The organism is Novosphingobium percolationis (assembly GCF_020179425.1).
Taxonomy (GTDB): domain Bacteria; phylum Pseudomonadota; class Alphaproteobacteria; order Sphingomonadales; family Sphingomonadaceae; genus Novosphingobium; species Novosphingobium percolationis.
Window position 1 is genome coordinate 1 of record NZ_JAILYM010000007.1, and the last position, 21,436, is coordinate 21,436.

Sequence of the window (21,436 nt, forward strand, 5' to 3'; positions counted from 1 at the left end):
GTTACGTTAGGACATGCAAACGTGACGACTATCTAACTGCCACCCCGAGCCCTGAAGCCCCAGGAGCAGGCGCCGTCGCCCACATGTCCCTTCATCTTTTCCTACAATGTCAAAGAACCACTCAACCCACCTCAACCCGATATACACCGGAGAGACGAAATCGGCCGGACAACCTTCCCTCCCCATCTTCCGATCGGGAAAACCAGGTGTCCGTCCTATGTGGCGACCAGCAATTCAGCGCCTCAAAGGCGGCGTCCCTGCCGGTGAACACGCCTCTAGATACCACCCTCGATTCGGTCAACACTCAAATTGCAGAAAAATGGCAGGCATCCCAAAATGGCCGGGTTCCGGGCTTTGCGTGTGCCCTCACGCTTTTTTTACGGTAAATGCTCTAACCGGCACGAGCGCAGGCGCGCTGGCGTGCTGCTAACGCCGGAACCCGAATGCCGACCGACAATCCCCGCATCAGTGTCGCGCTCAGCGTCTACAATGGCGAGCGTTTCCTCGCGCAGGCGATCGAGAGCGTGCTGGGGCAGACCTGCGGGGACTTCGAGTTCCTGATTCTCGACGATGGTTCGCGCGATGCGACGCCTGCGATCATCGCCGACCATGCCGCTCGCGATCCGCGCATCCGCCCGATCGTGCGCGAAAACCGCGGCCTTGTCGCCAGCCTCAACCAGTTGCTGGCCGAGGCGCGCGCGCCGCTGGTGGCGCGCATGGATGCAGACGATCTCTGCCTGCCCGAGCGGCTCGGCCGCCAGCTGGCCTATCTCGATGCGCACCCCGAAATCGGCGTCCTTGGCACTTGGACCGAGGATATCGACGAACTGGGCGGCCCCCACCCGGTCCTCGCCCCGGATCACCCGCTCGGCCACGAGGACTTCCTGCGGGCGGTCGAACTTGGCCTGCCCCTGCTGTGCCACCCAGCGGTGATGTATCGCCGCGACGTGGTGCTGTCGGTCGGCGGCTATCACGCCGCCTTCCGCCATTGCGAGGATCTCGACCTGTGGCTGCGGCTGGCGGCGGTGACGCGCATCGCCAACCTGCCCGAGCGGCTGCTGCGCTATCGCCATTACGAAGAGCAGGTCTCGAGCCGACACGCCACGGTGCAGCAGGTCGGCGCGGCAGTGGCCCGCATCGCACATGGCGAACGACAGGCAGGACGCCCCGATCCTACGGCAGATCTCGACGTCCTCCCCCCTATCGACCAGCTCGATGCCCTGTTCGGGCGCGAAGGCGTCGCTCGCGCCGTGCGCGCACGTGTCGCGCCGGGGTTGCTCTATTCGCGGAGCGCGCTGCGCGACGACGGCTTCGACATCCTTCAGCGCTATATTCGCGAAGGCGGTTCGCGCGACGGCCTGTGGCGGACCGTGGGCAGGCTGGTCCGCTTCGGCGAACCGCTGCGGGCGGTTCAGCTCGCGGCGACTCTGGCGCTGGGGTGACTTCCATGGAGAACGACACCCGCGAACCCGCAGCAATGAGCGTGCGCGGGGCCGCAGTCTGGGCCATGGCCGGGCAATACCTGTCGTTCGCGATCCAGTTCGCGACCTCGGTCGTGATCTCGCGCCTGTTCCTCAGCCCTGCAGAAGTCGGCCTCTTCTCGATCGCCATGGCGGCTGCGCTGGTCGTCGCGGTGCTGCAGGACTTCGGCCTTGCGCGCTATATTTCAGGGCTGCCAAGCCTCGACCGCGACGAGATCGCGCGCTGCGGGTCGGTGGCGTTCCTGTTCGCCTTTACCATCGCGGGCGTGCTGGCGCTGGCGAGCGGCGTGCTGGCACGCTTCTATGGTCAGATGGCGCTGGCTCCCCTGCTACGGATCATCGCCGCCAGTTACCTGTTCGTGCCGCTGTCGGTGATCCCGATGGCGCTGATGGCGCGAGCGATGCAGTTTCGCGGGCATTTCGTGGTCAACCTGTCGGGCGCACTGGCGCAAGGGGCGGTCGCCCTGGCCCTTGCAGCGGCGGGCTCGTCGGCCTTCGCGCTCGCCTGGGCGACGGTGGCCGCCGCCGCCGCGCGCGGGATCGCCGCGCAAGTGCTGCGCCCCAGCCTGCCGCGCCGGGTGCGGCTGGACGGCATCGCCCCGGTGCTCGGCTTTGGCGCGCGCTCAAGCCTGCTCTACCTGTCGGGCGCTCTTGGCACACGCACGCCCGACCTGATCGTGGGCAAGGCGCTGGGCACGTTTGCAGTCGGCCTGTTCAGCCGCGCGGCGAGCCTGTCGGACCAGTTCCGGATGCTGATCTCTGGCGCGATCGGCAGCGTGTTCTACCCCGCCTTCGCGCGCATCCGCGACCGGGGCGAGCCGCTCGGCCCGGCGTATCTGCGCGTCTGCGCGGGCTATTCGGGGGTGATCTGGCCGGGCATGGCGGGCCTCGCGCTCGCGTCCGAACCGTTGATCCGCGCGCTCTACGGCCCGGCGTGGAGCGCGACGGCCATGCCGCTCACCCTGATCGCGCTGACCGAAGTGCTGCTGGTTGCGCTGCCATTGCACATCGACCTGCCGATTCTGGCGGGCAAGCTCAACCCGCTGCTGGCGCGCAACGTGATCGACACCGCCATGTCGGTGCTGCTGCTGGCGATCGGCTGCCGCTGGGGCATTGCCGGGGCCGCGGCCTCACGGCTGGTCTACGGCGCGTGCTGGTACCTGCTCTACTTCGGGTTCCTGAAGCGCATCATCGGCTTTGATGCGCGCGCGCTGCTTGCCATCTATGTCCGCAGCGCGCTGGCGACGCTGGCGGCGCTGGCCCCGCTGGCGCTCGCCTATGTCCTGTGGAGCCCGCCTGCGACCATGGGCTTTGCCCCGCTGGCGCTCGCCGCGCTGGCCGGAGGCCTGTGCTGGCTCGCTGCGCTGGCGTTGCTGCGGCATCCGGTTCTGGACGAACTGATCGGCATCGCGCGACAGGTGCCGCTGCTTTCGCAGGTAATCCCCGTCCCGCGCTGAGACCATAGCGCAAATCCGTGGCGTCCGGCCCCGCGCAGGCGTATGCTGCGTGCGGGAGTACGATGCCATGAACCTGCGATCGCATAAGGCGACGGGGTTGCTGCTGGCGCTGGTCACGCTGTGGCCGGCGACCGTTGCTGCGCAACCCCTGCCAGCCGCTGAAATGATGCCAGCCCCGGAAACGAACCCCACCGAGACCGTCATTCTCGGCCGCGACGGCGGGCAGCGCCTGACCGTGCCCGTGCGGATCGGCACGGCGGGGCCCTTCGAATTCCTGGTCGATACCGGCGCGGAACGCACCGTGCTGGCGCGCAACATCGCAACGCGGCTCGGCCTTGTCGCGCAAGGCACCGCGCGCATGATCGGTGTGGCGGGCGAACAGCAGGTCGATCTGGTCGACGTGGCCGAAATCGGGCTTGGCGCGCGCAGCTTCTTCGATCTGTCTGCGCCGCTGCTCGAAGGCGGCAACATCGGTGCCGACGGCATCGTCGGATTGGACAGCCTGCAAGGCCAGCGCGTGCTGATCGACTTCGATCGCAATCGCATGGCCATCGGCGAGGCGGCGGAACTGGGCGGCAGCAAGGGGTTCGAGATCGTCGTCACCGCGCGCCGCCGGTCGGGCCAGCTGATCATGACCGACGCCGTGATCGACGGCGTGCGCACCGCGGTCGTGGTCGATACCGGCTCGGACACCTCGATCGGCAACCGCGCGCTGCAAAACGCGCTCGTGCGCCGCCATTCGCACCAGCAGGCGGAACTGCTCTCGGTCACCGGGCAGACGATCTTTGCCGACATCGGCATCGCCCGCAGGCTGGAACTCGGGCAGCTGGTGATGACCAACACCCAGCTGGTCTTTGCCGACGCGCCGCCGTTCGAACGGCTGGGCCTGGCGCGCAGGCCCGCGCTGCTGCTGGGCATGAACCAGCTGCGGATGTTCCACCGCGTTGCCATCGACTTTGCCGCGCGGCGCATCCTGTTCGACATGCCCGAAGGCGCGGGCTTGCCGCCGATCTGAGGAGTTCAATTCCCAAGGGGACTGGCGCGCGGGGGGAAAGCGCCTATCTGGAAAGGCGATGCCGCCAGATACCGCCACCGACCGCAACGCCCGTCACGACGGCTGGATGACGCTCCAGCGTTTCCTCCCTTACCTCTGGCCGCGCGACAATCCGGCGCTGCGGCGGCGGATCGTCGCCGCCTGCGTGCTGATCCTGCTTTCGACGGGCGTGCAGCTTTCGCTGCCCTACGCGCTCAAATGGGCGGTCGACGCGATGAACGTCACTGGCCCGCGCGCGCTGCAGTTCGTGATGCTGACGGTGCTCGCTTATGGCGCGGGGCGCTTTATCGGCATCGCCTTCGACAACATGCGCAACATCGTGTTCGAACGCGTCGGGCAGGATGCGACGCGGCATCTGGCCGAAAACGTCTTCGCACGCCTGCACCGCCTGTCGATGCGCTTCCACCTCGCCCGTCGCACCGGCGAAGTGACCAAGGTGATCGAGCGCGGCACCAAGAGCATCGACACGATGCTCTACTTCATGCTGTTCAACATCGCGCCGACAGTGCTGCAGCTGGTGGTGGTGGCGGTGATCTTCCAGCTCAACTTCGGCTGGGGACTGGTCGCCGCGACCGGGCTTGCGATCGTCGCCTATATCTGGGTGACGCGCACGATCACCGAATGGCGCACGCACTTGCGCGAAAAGATGAACCGGCTCGACGGGCAGGCGCTGTCGCGCGCGGTCGATTCGCTGCTCAACTACGAGACGGTGAAGTACTTCGGCGCCGAGGCGCGCGAGGAAGCGCGCTACGCGGCGGCCACGCGCGCCTATGCCGATGCCGCGGTCAAGAGCGAGAACAGCCTCGGCCTGCTCAACATCGCGCAGGCGCTGGTGGTCAACCTGCTGATGGCGGGCGCGCTTGCCTATACGGTGTGGGGTTGGTCGAAGGGGCAGTACACCGCCGGGCAGCTCGTGTTCGTGCAGACCTACCTTACCCAGCTGTTCCGCCCGCTCGACATGCTCGGCATGGTCTATCGCACGATCCGGCAGGGGCTGATCGACATGGCCGAGATGTTCCGCCTGATCGACACGCAAGTCGAAGTGGACGACGCGCCCGGCGCGCCCGCGCTGGTCGTGCGCCGTCCCTCGGTCACGTTCGACAACGTGGTGTTCGGCTACGATCCCGATCGCACGATCCTGCACGGGCTGTCGTTCGAGGTTCCAGCCGGCAACCGCGTCGCCATCGTCGGGCCTTCGGGCGCGGGCAAGAGCACGATCGCGCGCCTGCTGTTCCGCTTCTACGATCCGCAGGCCGGGCGCATCCTGATCGACGGGCAGGACATCCGCACCGCAACGCAGGCGAGCGTGCGTGCGGCCATCGGCATCGTTCCGCAGGATTCGGTGCTGTTCAACGACACCATCGGCTACAACATCGGCTACGGCCGCGAAGGATCGGGGCAGGACGAAATCGAGGCGGCGGCACGCGGCGCGGCCATTGCCGACTTCATCGCTCGCCTGCCCGCAGGCTATGCGACCGAAGTCGGCGAACGCGGCCTGAAGCTGTCGGGTGGCGAGAAGCAGCGCGTGGCCATTGCCCGCACGCTGCTGAAGAACCCGCCGATCCTGCTGTTCGACGAAGCGACCAGCGCGCTCGACACGCGCACCGAACAGGAAATCCTCGGCACGATGCGCGACGTCGCCCGCGACCGGACGACGATTTCGATCGCGCACCGCCTGTCGACGATCGCGGATTCGGACACGATCCTCGTGCTGGATCAGGGCCGCCTCGCCGAACAGGGCAGCCATGCCGACCTGCTGCGCCGCAATGGCCTCTACGCCGAAATGTGGACGCGCCAGCTGGCCGAAAGCGACGAGGTCAGCGAAGCGGCGGAGTAAGCGTCACTTCACCACGTCGGCTTCGTGCCAGACCACGGCCTGCGCCACCTTGATGCAGTCCATGCCGCCGTCATAGGTCATCGCGGGCGAGCCATGAAGCCGCCAGCCCTGTTCCAGCGCTTCGGACACGCGTTCGCAGAAGGCGCGGTCGTCCTTGCCGGTGAGCAGGCGGTAGATCGGGCGGTTCTCAGGCGTTTCGTACATGATCTTTGCACCTTGCGCGGTGGGGTCGAACCCGGTCTAGTTGATGAAACACCTGCGTCCAGCAGCGTTTCGGGGGCTTCAACATGACCATTGGTCATATGGCAGAGGAGCCCCCTCGTTGCTGCGTCAGAGGATGTACTTCGACAGGTCCGCGTTGGCCGCAAGGCCGCCCAGCCGCTCGGCGACATAGGCTTCGTCCACTATCACCGTTTCACCCTTGCGGTCCTCGGCGTCGAAGCTGACGTCCTCGAGCAGCTTTTCCATCACCGTCTGCAAGCGCCGCGCGCCGATGTTCTCTACGCTTTCGTTGACTTGCGCAGCGGTGCGCGCGACCGCGCGGATCGCGCCCGGCGTGAAATCGAGCGTGACCTCCTCGGTGGCGATCAGCGCGCGGTACTGTTCGACCAGATTGGCCCGCGTTTCCGACAGGATGCGCACGAAGTCGTCCTCGGTCAGCGCCTGCAATTCCACACGGATCGGCAGGCGGCCCTGCAATTCGGGCAACATGTCGCTCGGCTTGGCGACGTGGAACGCGCCCGAGGCGATGAACAGCACGTGGTCTGTCTTCATCGGCCCGTACTTGGTCGAAACCGTGGTGCCTTCGATCAGCGGCAGCAGATCGCGCTGCACGCCTTCGCGGCTGACCGATCCGCCGCGCACGTCGCTGACCGCGATCTTGTCGATCTCGTCAAGGAAGACGATGCCGTTGGTCTCGGCGTTCTGCAGCGCCACGCGGGCGACGTCGTCCTGGTCCATGCGCTTTTCGGCTTCTTCATCGACCAGCTTGTCCCACGCGTCGGCCACGCGCATCTTGCGCCGCTTCATCTGCTGCCGACCGAAGGCCTTGCCCATCATGTCGCTGAGATTGATCATGCCGACATTGCCGCCCATGCCGGGAATCTCCATCGGCATCGAGGGTGCGTCCTCGACCTCGATCTCGACTTCGACGTCGTTCATCGAACCATCGGCCAGCCGGGCCTTGAAGCTCTCGCGCGTCGCTTCGCTGGCGCCGTCGCCGACCAGCGCCTTGAGCAGCCGGTCCATCGCGGCCTTGCTCGCCGCATCGCGCACCGCATCGCGGCGGCGTTCCTTTTCCAGCCGGATCGCCTCTTCCACCAGGTCGCGTGCGATCTGCTCCACGTCGCGGCCGACATAGCCGACCTCGGTGAACTTGGTCGCCTCCACCTTTACGAACGGCGCATCGGCCAGCTTGGCGAGGCGGCGGCTGATCTCGGTCTTGCCGCAGCCGGTCGGCCCGATCATCAGGATGTTCTTCGGGGAAACCTCGTCGCGCAGGTCGGCTGACAGGCGCTGGCGCCGCCAGCGGTTGCGCAGCGCGACGGCCACGGCCTTCTTGGCATCGGTCTGGCCGACGATGTGTTCGTCCAGCGCGCGGACAATGGCCTTGGGGGTGAGGGTATCGGTCATGGGGATCAGACTTCTTCCAGCGTCACGCGGTCATTGGTGAAGACGCAGACGTCAGCCGCCACCTGCATGGCGCGGCGCGCGATCTTTTCGGCGTCATCCTCGTAGTCGGTCAGCGCACGCGCGGCGGCGAGCGCGTAGTTGCCGCCCGAGCCGATCGCGGCAATGACGGTGTCCTGGCTGGCTTCGGGCTCCAGCACGTCGCCATTGCCGGTCAGCACCAGCATGGTCTCGGCATCGGCCACGATCATCAGCGCTTCGAGATTGCGCAGGTACTTGTCGGTGCGCCAGTCCTTGGCGAGTTCGACCGCGGCGCGCATCAGCTGCCCGCGGTGCTGTTCCAGCTTGCGCTCGAGCCTTTCGAACAGGGTGAAGGCATCGGCGGTCGCCCCGGCGAACCCGGCGACGACCTTGCCCCGCCCGCTCTCATCCGGTGCGCCGAGGCGGCGGACCTTGCGGGCGTTCGGCTTCATCACCGTGTTGCCCATCGAGACCTGGCCATCGCCCGCGATGACCGTCCGGCCGTTCTTCTTCACCCCGATGATGGTGGTGCCGTGCCACTGGATCAGGCCGTGGCTAGCCCTGCTCTCGTCCATGCACCGCGATATGAGGGGCGCATGTTGGATTTCAAGCAGGCGATTTCAGGCGGGGATCAGCTGCCGTTCGGGCCCGACCCTGCCGGGCCACCCTGCTGGGCGCCGCCGCCCGGCAGCGCGCCGACCGCGCCGATGTTGCCGAACAGGTCTTCGAAGAAGCTGCGATCGCGGCCCAGCGTCGGCGTCTTGTCGCCATCGGGGCTGATACGCACGACCTTTTCCATGCCTTCGCGGCTGACGCTCGACACGTTGCCCTTGGGATCGAAGTCGATCTTGATGATCTTCTCGTCCTTGGTGCGCGGGCGCGTGAAGGGGGCCTGCTTCGTATCGATCGACACGTAGTACCAGGTCTGCTTGCCGAACTGGCTCTTGAACGTGGGCTGGCCCAGCGCACGTTCGACCGAGAGGCGGTTGTCGATGCCCGGCTGCATCGAATCGGTCAGCGCCGGATCGATCAGGTAACCGCGATGATCGCGGATGCTGGAGCAGCCGGAGGCCAGCACGGCAAGGCCGACAATCGCCATCGCGCGCAGGCCAACCTCGGTATTTCGCATTCTTCGCTCCGATCCATCGATCCGGGCACCCTCCCGGACAATTGCCATGCGCCCCGGTGTCCCTATATCGCGGCAAGCCTTAGGGTCCAAACGGCATTACCGCAATGGCGCGGTTGCGCTGGGGCCCCCCGCTTGAATTGGCCCTGAACGGGCGCACCGCTGATGAAAGGTTCCTTCGCCATGTCGCTGCTCTCCCGCCTGTTCGGCCAGACGCAGGATGATCGCGCCGTCGCGCGGCCGCTGTGGCACAAGGTGGTGGAAATCGCGCGCGAGCCCGAATGGTATCGCGACTGCGGCATTGCCGACAGCGTCGCCGGGCGCTTCGATGCGATCACGCTGATCCTGTCGGTCGTGCTGCTGCGCATGGAGCGCGAACAGGAATTGATCGAGCCCTCGGTGCGGCTGACCGAACTGTTCGTCGAGGACATGGACGGCCAGCTGCGCGAAAGCGGCGTGGGCGACCTGATGGTGGGCAAGCACGTGGGCAAGCTGATGAGCACGCTGGGCGGCAGGCTCGGCGCCTATCGCACCGGGTTGGAAGCAGGCGAGGCGGCGATGGCCGAGGCCGTGGCACGCAACGTCACGTTGAAGGACGGGGCCGACCCGCTGCTGGCCGCGCAGCGCGCGCGCGCCTTCGCCGCAGGCCTCGCGCTGGTGCCGGCGCATCGCGTGCTGGCGGCGGAGATCGGCAAGTGAGCGCGCCCCTGCCCCCGCCCGAATTCTCGCGCCTGATCGACCTGCGCCAGGTCACCGACGCGCCCTTCGTGCTCGAACCCGATGCCGCCGAACGCCGCAAGCTGGCCGGGCGCTTCGGCATCAGCGCGGTCGATGCCCTGCGCGCCGAGGTCAAGCTGGTGCGTGAGGGCGACAAGGTCAGCGCCAGCGGCCGCCTCGTCGCCGATATCGTGCAGGCCTGCGCCATTTCGGGCGAGGACTTCCCGGTGCACATCGACGAGCCGATTGCGCTGCGCTTCGTGCCGCCGGGCCACCATGCCCCGGACGAGGAACTGGAGATCGGCGCCGACGAATGCGACGAGATCGAGTTCGAGGGCCTGACCATCGACATCGGCGAAGCCGTGGCGCAGACCCTCGCGCTGGCCATCGATCCCTTCGCCGAAGGCCCGGAGGCCGAACGCGCGCGGATCGAACACAACCTGGCGGGCGATCCTTCCAGCGGGCCGTTCGCCGCGCTCGCCGCGCTCAAGCAGAAGGACTGAGCGCGATGGCGGCCCCGCGCGCCGGGAACCACCGCGACCTGACGCAAGGGCCGATCCTGCGCACGCTGGTCGCCTTTTCCGCGCCGACCCTGCTGTCCAACGTGCTGCAATCGCTCAACGGCTCGGTCAACGCCGTCTGGGTGGGAAAGCTGCTGGGCGAAAACGCGCTGGCTGCCACTGCCAATGCCAACGTGGTGATGTTCCTCGTCTTTGCCGGCGTGTTCGGCTTCGGCATGGCCGCCACGATCAAGGTCGGGCAGGCCTTCGGCGCGGGCAACGTCGATGCCGCGCGCCGCACGTTCGGCAGTGCGCTGGGGCTGTGCGTGGGACTGTCGGCGATCGTCGCGGGCGCGGGCTGGGTCTTTGCGCCGGCGCTGCTGCGCGCCATGGCGACCCCGCCCGAGGTCTTTCATTTCGCGCTCGATTACCTGCGCGTGATCTTCGTCTCGATGCCCGCGTCGATGATCACGCTGATGATCGGCATGGGCCTGCGCGGCGCAGGCGATGCGCAGACCAGCTTGCGCTTCATGATCCTGTCGGTGGCGCTCGACGTGGGCCTCAACCCGCTGCTGATCGCCGGGATCGGGCCCTTCCCCAAGCTCGGCATCGCGGGCGCGGCGCTCGCGACGACGATCTCGGCGCTGGTCTCGATGGCGGCGCTGCTGGTCTATGTCTATGCGCGCAACCTGCCGCTGCGGCTAAAGGGCGCGGAGCTTGGCTACCTGATGCCGCGTGCCGACGAGTTGCGCTACATCCTGGGCAAAGGCCTGCCGATGGGCGCGCAGATGCTGATCGTCTCGCTTGCCGGGATCATCATGGTCGGCCTCGTCAACCGCGAAGGCGCGATGTTCAGCGCGGCCTATGGCGCATCGCTGCAATTGTGGGCCTATCTGCAGATGCCCGCGATGGCGATTTCCGCCGCCGTTTCGGCCATGGCCGCGCAGGCGATCGGCGCTGGCCTGCCCGAGCGGCTGGGCCGGATCACGCGGTCGGGGATCGTGCTGAACCTTGCCATGACCGGCACGATGACCGCGCTGGTGCTGCTGTTCGACCGGCCCGTGCTGGGGCTGTTCCTGGGCAGTGGCAGCCCGGCGGTGGAGCTTGCCCGCCATATCCAGTATCTGGCGATCTGGAGCTATGTGCTGTTCGGGGTGACGATCGTGCTGTTCGGCACGATGCGCGCAGGGGGCGTGGTCGTCGCGCCGCTCGTGATCCTGTCGATCAGCATGTACCCGGTGCGACTGGGATTCTATGCCCTGACGAAGGGCGCGTTGGGATCGGACGCGCTGTGGCTGTCGTTCTCGGTGGGCTCGACCGTCTCGATGGCGCTGGCAATCCTCGCCTATCGCCGCTCCGGCTGGCGCGCGCAGGGCCGTGCGGTCCCGCCCGAGGAATGCGCCGAGGAAACCCACGCCGATGGCGAAGCCGCAGGGCGCATGGCGCCCGCGCTCTGATCAGCGCGATTGCGCGCGCCAGCGCTGCACGGTGCGCTCGACCGCTTCCTCCTCGCCGCCCACCTGGTTCCACAGCTGCGCGAACGAGGGATCGTCCGAAGCCGGGCGCAATCCGGCGTCCAGCTCGTCGAAGGTGACGCGCACAGGAATCGACACGCCTTCGCCGCAGATGATGCATTCGCGGTTCTTCAGCGCCGGGATCGAATCGAGGAAGCCGCGCGCGCCTTCGGGCATGGCCGCACGCACGAAGGCCTGGTCGCGGTCGTTGTTGAGCCGCATGGCGACGATCGTGCCGCACTGCGACAGCACGCCTTCGGCAAGGTCGGACGGACGCTGGGTGATCAGGCCCAGGCTGACGCCGTACTTGCGCCCTTCCTTGGCGATGCGCGACAGGATGCGCCCGACCGAGGAGCCATCGGCGTTCTTCTCGTTGGGCACGTAGCGGTGCGCTTCCTCGCATACCAGCAGCACGGGCCGGGTCTGCTCGTCACGCGCCCAGATGGCATGGTCGAACACGAGGCGGCTGAGCACCGCGACCACGGTCGAGGTGATGTCGCTCGGCACGCCCGAAACGTCGATGATCGAGATCGGCTTGCCGTTGGCGGGCAGGCGGAACACCTTGGCGATGAATTCGGCCATGGTGTCGCCCACCAGCATGCCGGAAAACATGAACTGGTAGCGCGGGTCGGCCTTGATCTCGTCGAGCTTGGACCGGATGCGCATATAGGGGATCGAATTGGTGCCCTTGTCGAGCTTGCCCATCTCATTCGACAGGATCGTGGCGAGATCGGACAGCAGGTAGGGGATCGGCGAATCGACCGTGATCTTGCCGATCTCGGCGGCAAGGCGGTTGCGCTGGCGCGCGGCCAGCAGCACGCGGCCGAGGATGTCGGCATCGATCTGGCGGTCGGCGCCGCTGGAGGTCAGGAACACCTCGCAGTGCTCCTCGAAGTTCATCAGCCAATAGGGCATCTGCAGGTTCGACACGTCGAGCAACTGGCCGATCCCGCGGAAGGCCTGCGCATATTCGCCGTGCGGGTCGATCATCACGACGTGCCCCTGCGGCGTGGTCTCGCAGATGCGGTGCAGGATCAGCGCCGCGCTGGTCGACTTGCCGGTGCCGGTCGAGCCCAGCAGCGCGAAATGCTTGCCAAGGAACGCGTCGATGTAGAGCCCGGCGCGGATGTCGCGGCTGGGAAAGACCGTGCCGATCGAGATGCTGGCGCGCCCGTCGCCCGCATAGATCTGGCGCAAGTCGCCGCTGGTAGCCGGATAGACCAGCGAGCCGGGGATGGGATAGCGGGTGACGCCGCGCCGGAACGCGAAGATGCGCCCGGTCAGCCGCTCCTCCTCGCCTTCGCCCAGAAAGTCGACGCGCGCGACGATGGCGTTGTCGAGCCCGTTTTCCTGCCGCTGTGTGCGCACGCTGGCGAGCAGCCAGGAATTGCCGACGCGGATCTTGATCTGGCTGCCGACCTGCCCGGACAGCGAAACCGAGGGGTCGGCATCGGCCATGCATTGTTCGATCCGCTTGAGATCAAGCGCGATCAGGCTGCCCGAGCCTGCGACGTCGATCACCGTGCCGATCGGCAGGCGCGCGTTGTCTTCCACCGCGTCCATGCCTTGCGTTGCCGCAAACCCCTGCACGTTCATCTCGCTCATCGCCCAGCCAAGCCCCCGGCGCGCGGGAACGCTGCGCCATGTGCCTGTGAGATTAGGAGAAGCAGGGTTAACAAGCCGATAAGCCGACCCCGCGGCGCGGGCTCAGACCAGCGCGAACAGCCGCCCCGCCAGCCAGCCCATGCCGACCGACAGCAGCACCGCGAACAGGCCGTAGATCAGTCCGTTGGTCTCGGCATTGACCGCGACGAAGCGCTCGAACCCTTCCTTGCGCACGTCCACCTGCGTGATTGCCGAAGCCACCACCTTGCCCTTGCGGATGGCGAATGTTTCGGCGGTATAGGTGCCGGTCTGGACGCTCGACGGCAGCGAGATCCGCGCCTGATAGAGTACGTCGCCGCTGGTCTTCACCGCGCCTTCGTTCTCCTGGTACAGCCCCTGCCGCCGCATCAGGTCGACCAGCCCTGCCGAAAAGCGCGCCTGTTCGGCAGGGTCGATCACCCCGATCGGCGAAAGCTGCAGCCACTTGAGCCCCAGTTCGTAGATCGCAGCGGTCTTGTCGTCGACGATATCGGCGATGGGCCGGGTCGAAGCCACCGCGAAGAAGGCGGGCGCGGAGCGGAACTGGGTGCTGTCGGCATTGACCCAGACGCCCGCGACCTTTTGCTTTTCGCGCAGCACGATCGAGCGCACCGGTCCTTCGAGCACGACGACGATATCGGTGTCCTTGGCCGCGCGCGCGCCTTCGGGCGAAAGGATCGCGCCATAGAGCAGCAGGTCGGCCCCGGTGAAGCCCTGCCGCACCTCGATCTCGTGCTGCGAGATTTCGGGCACCAGCACCATGTCGCGCGCGCCACCGAGCAGCAGCGCGCACAGGCCGAGGAACAGTGCGCGAAAGCCCGTCACCCCGACTGTCACAGGGGCACCACGGTATAGATCTCGTCGGGCCGGTAGCCGAGGCCCAGCGCCATCCGCACCGCCACGCCCAGCACGATCACGGCGAGGATCAGCCGCAATTGCTCGGGCTTGGCCTTCTGCGCGAACTGCGCGCCGACCTGCGCGCCCGAAACCGAGCCGAGCAGCAGCAGCGAGGCGAGCACGATATCGACCGCGCGCGTGGTCAGCGCGTGCATCATCGTCGTCGCCATCGTCACGAACAGGATCTGGAACAGCGACGTGCCCACCACCACGCTCGCCCCCATGCCGAGGATGTAGAGCATCGCCGGCACGAGAATGAAGCCGCCGCCGATGCCCATCAGCATCGTCAGCACGCCCGTCGCCATGCCCAGCAGCAGCGGCGCCAGCGGCGAAATGTAGAGCCCCGAGCGGTAGAACCGCCAGCGCAAGGGCAGGCTGGCGACCAACGGATGGTGCCGCCGCTTCCTTGCGGGCAGGGGGATGCCGCTGCGCTGCGCGCGGATCGCGGTCACGCTTTCATGCGCCATCAACCCGCCGATCCCGCCCAGCAGCAGCACGTAGAGGATGTTGATGACCGTATCGATCTGGCCGAGCGATTGAAGCAGGCGGAACAGCAGCGCGCCGATGCCCGTCCCCAGCACCCCGCCTGCCACCAGCACGCCGCCCATCTGGTAGTCGATGCCGCCGCGCCGGGCATGGGCGAAAGCGCCCGAAACGCTCGCCCCTGTCACCTGGCTCGCCGCCGAAGCCGCCGCCACCGTGGGCGGCACGCCGTAGAAGATCAGCAGCGGCGTCGTCAGGAACCCGCCGCCGACGCCGAACATCCCCGACAGGATGCCCGTGAGCGCACCGAGCCCGACGATGACGAGGCCGTTGACCGCAAGGTTGGCGATGGGGAGGTAGACATCCATCTCGGCAGCGACGCTAGCGCAGGCGCGCCGCGATGGGAACCGGCCCCGCCTCTTTTCCCAAGGCCCGCTCTATCAGAAGCCCGTCGAAAGCGTCACCGCCGGGCCCGATCCCGGCGCGGCATGACCGGCGATGCGGAAACGGTAGTCGGCCGAAACCTGCACCGGCCAGCCCTTCATATGGGTGCGGATGCTGGCGCGCGGGCCGACATCCAGCCGCACCGCGCCCTTCTGCCCACCGCCCCAGACGCCCCCGCCCAGCCGCACGTCGGTTCCCCGCCAAGCGCGCACCACGCCCCGGTCCACCACGGCCTGCGCATCGAAGAACGGCGTCGCCCCGCGCCCGCCGACCCAGCCCGCCTGCCCATAGACGTCGCCCGTCAGACCCAGCGGCAGCTTCACCGGCGGCACTTCGCTGACCAGCGCCGCCGCCGGGCGCACGTGCTTGCCATAGAGGTCTTGCTGCAACCGGCCTTCGGCCAGCACCGCCACCGGCACCGCGCGCAAGGGTCGCACGCCCAGCCCCAGCGCCACCTGCCGGTCGAGCACTTCGGTCGCGCCTGCCACGCGCGCATAGGCGAAGGCGCGCGGGCGCGGCCCCGAGCCGAAGGCGCGGCGCACCACCACGCCGTACTGGCTGGCTCCATAGAACGGCGTCATCGTGCCCAGCGTCAGCGCACCTTCGCCGCGCCGCACGAACATCCACGCATCGACCGACCAGCGCCGCCGCCCGCTGCGCGGTTCGCCCGCCAGCGCGGCTGGGGAGACCGAAGCGGGCGTCGGCACGTCCTCGCGCACCGTTGCGACAGGCTTCTGCCCCTCGTGCCCCGGCGCCAGCATGAACCCGTGATCGATGATCGCACCCGGCGCACCGCTTGCCCCGGCAGCAGAGGGAGGCACGCTGCCCCCCGCCAGGCGCACCGGCTCTGCCGCCGTTCCGCAACGCGCCGCGATGGGCGCAAGGTCGACCACTGGCGGCACGAGAGGGCACCACCCCGCCAGTTGCACCTCCGCCGCGGGCGCCCCGCTCACCCCGCTGCTGACGCCACCGCTGAACCGCGCCACACCGGGCGCTGCGATCGCCTGCGCCTCGCCCGTCAGCACCATCGCCCGAATCCCGATCCACCCGCCCAGCAGCAGCACCAGCGCCATTACCGGATGACCGCGCCTGCGCGGACGATCGGGGACGGGCGCCACGCTCAAGCCGCTGCGACCAGCGTCGGATGGCCGAAGTGCGCGGTATGGTCCCAGCGCACGCGCCCGCTGCGCCATGCGCGCAGATAGGCGAACAGCGCGCGCCGCCCGGCCATGATCGCCACCACGTTGGCCAGCGGCATCCGCACCACCGCGCGCGCGCCTTCGGCCCAGCCATATTCGCGCGCGGTGAAGGCGACCCGCATCGCCAGTCGCCAGACCAGCGCGACGAAGTTGAACGCGATCAGGGCGCGCAGGAGCGGATCGACCGGCGGCGGCGTCCACGCCCCGCTCCACGCCGCGAAGGCCGTCACCGGCGCGATCGCAAACAGCAGGTAGCCTGCCGCCAGCACCACCGCGATCAGCGGCCCGCGCCGGTCGCGCAGCCGCATCCACAGTTCCACCGCGCTGCCGTTCCAGCCCAGCCGTTCCCACCCCTGAAAGGCGATGCCGTGCAGCCAGCGCGTCTTCTGCCGCACCGCGCTGCCCAGCCGACCGGGAAAGAACTCGCGCGTGGCGACCAGCGCACCATCCGCATCGCGCAACCGCAGGAAGCGCGCGCGGCGGCCGATCTCGCCCACCAGCAGGCCGAATTCGTAGTCTTCGGTCAGGCATTCGGCGGCGAAGGGATCGCGCACCCCGCGCCGCCGGGCGATGGCCTCGATCGCCTCGCGCCGGAACGCGCAGCCGACGCCCGCAGCGGGCAGGCCCACCCCCAGCCAGTCGCGCACGACCATGCCCTTGCCGTGGCTTTCGGCAAATTCGTCGCAGTAATGCCCGGCGATCCAGCGCGAGGAGCGCTGCGGTTCGGGCCGCACCGGCAGTTGCACGAAGTCGGCCTCGTCGAGCGCGCGGTCGAGCGCGGCGAGCGCGGCGGGATGCACCATGTCCTCAGCATCGTGGAGGATCACGCTGCGCACGGCAAAGCCGCCGCGCCGTTCGTCCTGCCGCATCGCGGCGTAGAGCCGGTTGAGGCAATCGGCCTTGGTCGTGGGGCCATCGGCATCGTGGACGACGATGCGCAGGCGCGGATCATGCCCGACCGCGACCATCGCGGCCAGCGTCGCCGGATCGTTGCGATAGCATCCGGCATAGATGCGCAGGTTGGCCTGCGGCCAGACCGACAGGCAGTGGCGCAGCATCGCGCCGACCACGCCGGCTTCCTGCCACGCGGGCACGAACACGGCGGCCACGCCGCGCAAGGGCGCGCCCCGATCGGCCAGCACCTGCCCGGTCCGCACGCGCCCGGTCAGCCGCAGCCAGAGGTAGAGCGCGTCGATCCCGAACTCGTCGATCGCGCCGATCGCGAACCACACGCCCGCGAACAGCAGCAGTTCGTGCTCGGCACGACCCAGCCAGTCCAGAGCCATTTCCAACGGCATTTGCGTCCAGTCTCCGAACGGCCCATCTGCGGGCCGTTGCAGTCCCCATCGGGTTTGACGGAACCCGCCCCTGCGTTGCAGAGTATGGACCGGGCGGGCCGAATGGCAACGCGAGCAGCACGGGGTTTTGGTTCGAATATGGCGGGAATCCGCGACTCTCGCCGCGCACTGGCGCGGCTGCTGCACAGCGAGGCCGCGCCGGGACTGGTGCTGATGGCCTGCGCCGCGCTGGCGCTGGCGCTTGCCAATTCACCGCTGGCGCACGGCTGGCACGCGCTGTTCCACGGCACCTTGCCATGGACGCCGATCGCCAAGCTCGACAGCGCGCACCTGTGGATCAACGACGCGCTGATGGCGGTGTTCTTCTTCGTCGTCGGCCTTGAAATCAAGCGCGAGGTGCTGGCAGGCGCGCTCGCCGATGCGCAGCGCCGCCGCCTGCCGGTGATCGCCGCGCTGGCGGGGATGGCGGTGCCCGCACTGGTCTACCTCGCGGTGACGCGCGACCACGCCGGTCTCCATGCCGGCTGGGCGATCCCGGCGGCGACCGACATCGCCTTTGCCATCGGCGTGCTGGCGCTGGTGGGCAAGCGCGCGCCGCCTTCGGTGCGGCTGTTCCTGCTGACCGTGGCGATCGTCGACGACCTGGGCGCGGTCGCCGTGATCGCGCTGTTCTACACGGCCAAGATCAGCGTGGCTTGGCTGGGCGCGGCGGGCGCGGTGCTGGCCGCGATGGTGCTGCTCAACCGCCTGAACGTGCGGGCCACCTGGCCCTACATGCTGCTGGCCGTGGTGCTGTGGTACGCCGTCCTGCATTCGGGCATCCACGCCACGGTGGCGGGCGTGCTGGCGGCGCTGACCGTGCCGATGGCGCTCAACGCCCACCACGACAGCCCGCTGCTGCGGCTGGAACACGCGCTGGTTGCGCCCAACGGCTTCGTCATCGTGCCGCTGTTCGGCCTTGCCAACGCGGGCGTCGCGCTGGGGGGCACAGGCGGCAGCCCGCTCGCCCCCCTGCCGCTGGGGATCGCAGCGGGGCTGTTCCTCGGCAAGCAGGCGGGCGTGCTCGCGGCGGTGCTGGGGGCGGAAAATCTCGGCCTTGCGCAGCGCCCCGAAGGCACCACCTTCGCGCACCTGTGGGGCATGGCGCTGCTGTGCGGCATCGGCTTCACCATGAGCCTGTTCATCGCAGGGCTCGCCTTCCCCGGCGCGCCCGCGCTTGCCGAAGAGGCCAAGGTCGGCATTCTTGCCGGCTCGCTGCTCTCGGCGCTGGGCGGCGCACTGGTGCTGCGTTTCGCTCGATCACACGCGATTGATTGAGCGGATCGATCACAGCAAGGCGGCATTTGCGTGAAACCTTTGCGCCTGCCCGGCGTATCAAGCCCCGACCAGACCGACCACGTCCAAGGGGAATATCCATGCCGGGTGACAACGCCACGAAGGCCCTGATCGACAGCCTCAACGGGCTGCTAGCCGACTATTTCGCGCTCTATCTCAAGACCAAGAACTACCACTGGCACGTCGCCGGGCCGCAGTTCCGCGATCTCCACCTGCTGTTCGATGAACAGGCGGCGGAACTGTTCGCGCTGACCGACGTGATCGGCGAACGCGTGCGCAAGAACGGCGGCGCGACGTTGACCTCGATCGGGTCGATCGCGGGCAAGACCGTGATCAAGGACGACGACCGGCCCAAGGTCGACGCCATCGCCATGGTCAAGGCGCTGCGCGACGACAACGCCACGCTGGTCGACCGCATCCGCGCGGCCAAGGCGGCGGCCACCGAAGCGGGCGACAATGCCACGGAAGGCATGGCCGACGACTGGACCGACGAGGCCCAGAAGCGCGTGTGGTTCCTGACGCAGATCGCCAGCTGAGGCCTAGAACCGACCGCCCGTCCTGAGCACGAGACCATCGGGGCGGGCGGCCAGCCCCGCCGCGCGCAAGGGTGCGGCGGCTTCGGGCGAAAGCCCCGACAGCACGAGATCGGCACGCCAGCGGCCATCGCCCTGCAAGCGCAGGTCGAGCCGCTCCATGCCGCCAGGCCCACGCAAGGGCAGCAGCAGCACGGCTCCCGCACACCGCGCCTCGCCCGACAGCACCAGCGACGAGACACCGGGAATGGCGAGCGTGAGGCCGACGCGGCCTTGCGCCGCATCGCAGGCGCCGTCGTGGAACACCACCGTGACATGATCGAAGGCCGCTGACTCGACAGGCAGCGCGCCCAGCCCACCGCGCAAGGGCAGCGTACCGCTCGCCTCGCGCACACCGGCGCGCGACAGTCGCGCGGCAAAGCCTTCGCCGCGCAAGGCAATTTCGGCCCGGCCCAGCAGCAGCGGCCAAAGCGCAAGTCGGGCATCGAGATCGCCCAGCGTCAGCGGGCCATAAGCCGCATCCTGCAAGCGCCCGGCCCACACCGAACCCTGCGCCGCCTGCGCCGAAAGCCCAGCAACCCGGCCCGCCACCACGCGCAAGGGCAACAGCGCCACCAGCGCCACGACGAACAGCGCGATCAGCCCCGCCTTTGCTCCCATCGGCGCGCGCGCATCGCGCAAGGCGATCAGCCGACCGATCATGGCCGACGCACCACCAGATCGAGCATGACCGTGCCGTCGGGCGCTGGCCGCAACGTCAGGCCCTCCACGGCAAGGCCCATGCCGCCCAGACGGTCGAGCCAGCGCAGCGCGGACGAAGCCGGGACGCTGGCAATCGCGACCGCCACCCGCGCAGACCCGCGCGGCTGGAGCGACTGCACGACCAGCCCCGCCTCCTGCGCGGTTGCGGCCACCTGCTGGTCGATCGGGCCGGACGCCTTCGCCAACGGCGCGGCTTCCAGCGCCTTGATGTTTGCCACCAGCGCCGCGCTGCGCCGCACCGCCGCATCGTGCCGCGCCGTCGCGGCATCATAGGCCGCGCCGAGCGGCAGGATCAGGCCATAGACCAGCACGATCGATGCGGTCAGCGCGGCGGCAAAATCGACCATGCGCCGTTCGCGCAACGTCAGGCCCGTTCGCCATTGGATCACCCGGTTCATGGCGCGCGCACCGTCATCGCCGCGACTGTCGCGCCGGTGGGATCGGGCGCGAGCGCGGGCGGCACCGTCACCTTCCATCCCTGCCTTTGCAGCGCGACCAGCACGAGATTGATCTCCTCGGCCCGAGGGGCGGCGGCGGTGAAGCGCAAGATGCCGTCCTCGCCAAAGCCGATGTCGCGCAAGGAGACGCCGGGCACCGGACGCATCGCCGCCAGCAGCGCCGCCGTCGGTGCGGCAAAGCCCACCGCACCCTGCCCGTGCCGCGCCGCATCTGCCGCAACCAGCCGTTCCGCACTGTCGAGATCGCTGGCAGAGGGGAAGCGCTGCTGCACCAGTTCCAGCGCGACATCTTCACGCGCGGCGGCGTCCCGATCGAGGCGCACGATCAGCACCAGCATCAGCACGAGCGCGAGCAGCGCCGCGCTCGCCGCCATGCGCGCAAGGCCGCGCCAGTCGGGCAGTGTGAAGAACGAAACGCGCGGAGCGGCATAGCGTCCCTGTCTCAGATCAAGCGGCGGCGCGGCGTGGAGCGCCAGCAGGGCGACCTCGATATCGGCAGCGGCAAGGACCAGCGGTGTCCCCTCGCCCAGCATATCGAGCAGCGCCGGCTCTGCGGCAAAGGCAGCCTGCCCCGTGCGCGCCAGAGGCTGGTCGCCGAGGTCGGTCAAGACAACGCCGCTTTCGGGACGCGGCAGCACCAGCGCCGCCGGAACCAGCGCCTTTGGCACCAACCCCGCCGCAGCAGCCCCGGCGAGCCACAGGTCCATGTCGGCAGGACTCGCCACGGCGGTCAGCAAGCGGCCGTCCTGCGTCGAAGCCGCGACATGCCGATCGGCCTCAAGCTCGCCCTTCGCCGCGCCGATCCGCGCGGCGGCCAGCACCTGCGGCACCGGCAGGTCGGGCAGCGGCGCATCGCTGACCGGCGCGGCGGCGGCAGGTACCAGCAGCGTCGCGAAAGTCCCCGCAACCCACGGCGCAGGCTCATCGGGCGACCATGCACGCTCGTCGCCCAGCGCGCCGCCCGTCACCGCGCACCAGCGCCACGGTGCGCCCGCCACGGCAGGCAGCAGCGCGATCACGCCATCGGGAGGGCCTGCGACCTCCACC

At 68.6% G+C, this 21,436-nt stretch carries 21 protein-coding genes; 9 read left to right on the forward strand and 12 right to left on the reverse strand.

What is annotated here, in order from left to right; all coding sequences use genetic code 11:
- The first annotated feature begins 443 nt into the window (after positions 1-443).
- The 4 genes from K3A84_RS16505 (at position 444) to K3A84_RS16520 (ending at position 5,829) form a co-directional block, all read left to right on the forward strand.
- Entirely contained in the window at positions 444-1,442 is a 999-nt protein-coding gene (locus tag K3A84_RS16505; RefSeq protein ID WP_225010458.1) for a glycosyltransferase, read from the forward strand.
- Between the two features lie 5 nt (positions 1,443-1,447).
- The gene (locus tag K3A84_RS16510; RefSeq protein ID WP_225010459.1) at positions 1,448-2,938 is read left to right on the forward strand and encodes an oligosaccharide flippase family protein; all 1,491 of its coding nucleotides are present in this window, start codon (positions 1,448-1,450) and stop codon (positions 2,936-2,938) included.
- 67 nt (positions 2,939-3,005) lie between these two features.
- A complete protein-coding gene (locus K3A84_RS16515) occupies positions 3,006-3,953 on the forward strand; it encodes an aspartyl protease family protein (protein WP_225010460.1) in 948 nt (315 codons plus the stop codon).
- Positions 3,954-4,011: 58 nt separating this feature from the next.
- Entirely contained in the window at positions 4,012-5,829 is a 1,818-nt protein-coding gene (locus tag K3A84_RS16520) for an ABCB family ABC transporter ATP-binding protein/permease (protein ID WP_225010465.1), read from the forward strand.
- Positions 5,830-5,832: 3 nt separating this feature from the next.
- On the opposite strand, the gene K3A84_RS16525 is transcribed toward K3A84_RS16520, so the two are convergent.
- From K3A84_RS16525 to K3A84_RS16540, 4 genes are all read right to left on the reverse strand, one after another.
- Positions 5,833-6,033, reverse strand: a complete 201-nt coding sequence (locus K3A84_RS16525; RefSeq protein ID WP_225010466.1) for a DUF1737 domain-containing protein — start codon at positions 6,031-6,033, stop codon at positions 5,833-5,835.
- A 126-nt stretch (positions 6,034-6,159) separates the two neighbouring features.
- On the reverse strand, positions 6,160-7,461 hold the full coding sequence (hslU, locus tag K3A84_RS16530) for an ATP-dependent protease ATPase subunit HslU (protein WP_225010467.1): 1,302 nt from the start codon (positions 7,459-7,461) through the stop codon (positions 6,160-6,162).
- Positions 7,462-7,466: 5 nt separating this feature from the next.
- Complete coding sequence (gene hslV / locus K3A84_RS16535; RefSeq protein ID WP_318248323.1) at positions 7,467-8,054, reverse strand: ATP-dependent protease subunit HslV; 588 nt, start codon at positions 8,052-8,054, stop codon at positions 7,467-7,469.
- A 56-nt stretch (positions 8,055-8,110) separates the two neighbouring features.
- Positions 8,111-8,608 (reverse strand): outer membrane protein assembly factor BamE, encoded by a 498-nt coding sequence (locus tag K3A84_RS16540; RefSeq protein WP_225010468.1) that lies wholly within the window; start codon positions 8,606-8,608, stop codon positions 8,111-8,113.
- 180 nt (positions 8,609-8,788) lie between these two features.
- Between K3A84_RS16540 and K3A84_RS16545 the strand changes: the two genes are divergently transcribed.
- Genes K3A84_RS16545 through K3A84_RS16555 form a run of 3 tightly spaced genes read left to right on the forward strand, consistent with a single transcriptional unit; the run spans position 8,789 to position 11,279 of the window.
- Entirely contained in the window at positions 8,789-9,304 is a 516-nt protein-coding gene (locus K3A84_RS16545) for a ubiquinol-cytochrome C chaperone family protein (RefSeq protein WP_225010806.1), read from the forward strand.
- A complete protein-coding gene (locus tag K3A84_RS16550; protein WP_225010469.1) occupies positions 9,301-9,825 on the forward strand; it encodes a YceD family protein in 525 nt (174 codons plus the stop codon). Before K3A84_RS16545 ends, K3A84_RS16550 begins: the two co-directional genes overlap by 4 nt.
- A 5-nt stretch (positions 9,826-9,830) precedes the next feature.
- A complete protein-coding gene (locus K3A84_RS16555) occupies positions 9,831-11,279 on the forward strand; it encodes an MATE family efflux transporter (RefSeq protein WP_225010471.1) in 1,449 nt (482 codons plus the stop codon).
- Here K3A84_RS16555 and K3A84_RS16560 read toward each other — a convergent pair whose 3' ends face one another.
- The 5 genes from K3A84_RS16560 to K3A84_RS16580 all read right to left on the reverse strand — a co-directional run bounded on the left by K3A84_RS16560 (position 11,280) and on the right by K3A84_RS16580 (position 17,301).
- Positions 11,280-12,941, reverse strand: a complete 1,662-nt coding sequence (locus tag K3A84_RS16560; protein ID WP_404823175.1) for an ATP-binding protein — start codon at positions 12,939-12,941, stop codon at positions 11,280-11,282.
- Between the two features lie 102 nt (positions 12,942-13,043).
- Positions 13,044-13,742, reverse strand: a complete 699-nt coding sequence (locus tag K3A84_RS16565; RefSeq protein WP_225010808.1) for a TIGR02186 family protein — start codon at positions 13,740-13,742, stop codon at positions 13,044-13,046.
- Between the two features lie 71 nt (positions 13,743-13,813).
- Positions 13,814-14,728, reverse strand: a complete 915-nt coding sequence (locus K3A84_RS16570) for a sulfite exporter TauE/SafE family protein (RefSeq protein WP_225010472.1) — start codon at positions 14,726-14,728, stop codon at positions 13,814-13,816.
- A gap of 72 nt (positions 14,729-14,800) precedes the next feature.
- On the reverse strand, positions 14,801-15,928 hold the full coding sequence (locus K3A84_RS16575) for a hypothetical protein (protein WP_225010474.1): 1,128 nt from the start codon (positions 15,926-15,928) through the stop codon (positions 14,801-14,803).
- A complete protein-coding gene (locus K3A84_RS16580) occupies positions 15,925-17,301 on the reverse strand; it encodes a glycosyl transferase family protein (protein WP_225010475.1) in 1,377 nt (458 codons plus the stop codon). Before K3A84_RS16580 ends, K3A84_RS16575 begins: the two co-directional genes overlap by 4 nt.
- Before the next feature lie 138 nt (positions 17,302-17,439).
- Here K3A84_RS16580 and nhaA point away from each other — a divergent pair, with 138 nt between their 5' ends.
- Together nhaA and K3A84_RS16590 are read left to right on the forward strand one after the other, a co-directional pair.
- On the forward strand, positions 17,440-18,618 hold the full coding sequence (nhaA, locus tag K3A84_RS16585; protein WP_225010477.1) for a Na+/H+ antiporter NhaA: 1,179 nt from the start codon (positions 17,440-17,442) through the stop codon (positions 18,616-18,618).
- 98 nt (positions 18,619-18,716) lie between these two features.
- On the forward strand, positions 18,717-19,172 hold the full coding sequence (locus K3A84_RS16590; RefSeq protein WP_225010478.1) for a Dps family protein: 456 nt from the start codon (positions 18,717-18,719) through the stop codon (positions 19,170-19,172).
- A 3-nt stretch (positions 19,173-19,175) separates the two neighbouring features.
- Here K3A84_RS16590 and gspN read toward each other — a convergent pair whose 3' ends face one another.
- From gspN to gspL, 3 genes are read right to left on the reverse strand one after another with little or no spacing between them, the layout of a single operon-like run.
- Positions 19,176-19,871 (reverse strand): type II secretion system protein N, encoded by a 696-nt coding sequence (gene gspN, locus K3A84_RS16595; protein ID WP_225010480.1) that lies wholly within the window; start codon positions 19,869-19,871, stop codon positions 19,176-19,178.
- Entirely contained in the window at positions 19,868-20,329 is a 462-nt protein-coding gene (gene gspM / locus K3A84_RS16600; protein WP_225010481.1) for a type II secretion system protein GspM, read from the reverse strand. The genes gspN and gspM overlap by 4 nt, the downstream gene beginning before the upstream one ends.
- Positions 20,326-21,435 carry a type II secretion system protein GspL gene (gene gspL, locus K3A84_RS16605; RefSeq protein WP_225010482.1) on the reverse strand — a complete coding sequence of 370 codons (1,110 nt, stop codon included), beginning with the start codon at positions 21,433-21,435 and terminating at the stop codon, positions 20,326-20,328. The genes gspM and gspL overlap by 4 nt, the downstream gene beginning before the upstream one ends.
- Position 21,436 lies beyond the last annotated feature (1 nt).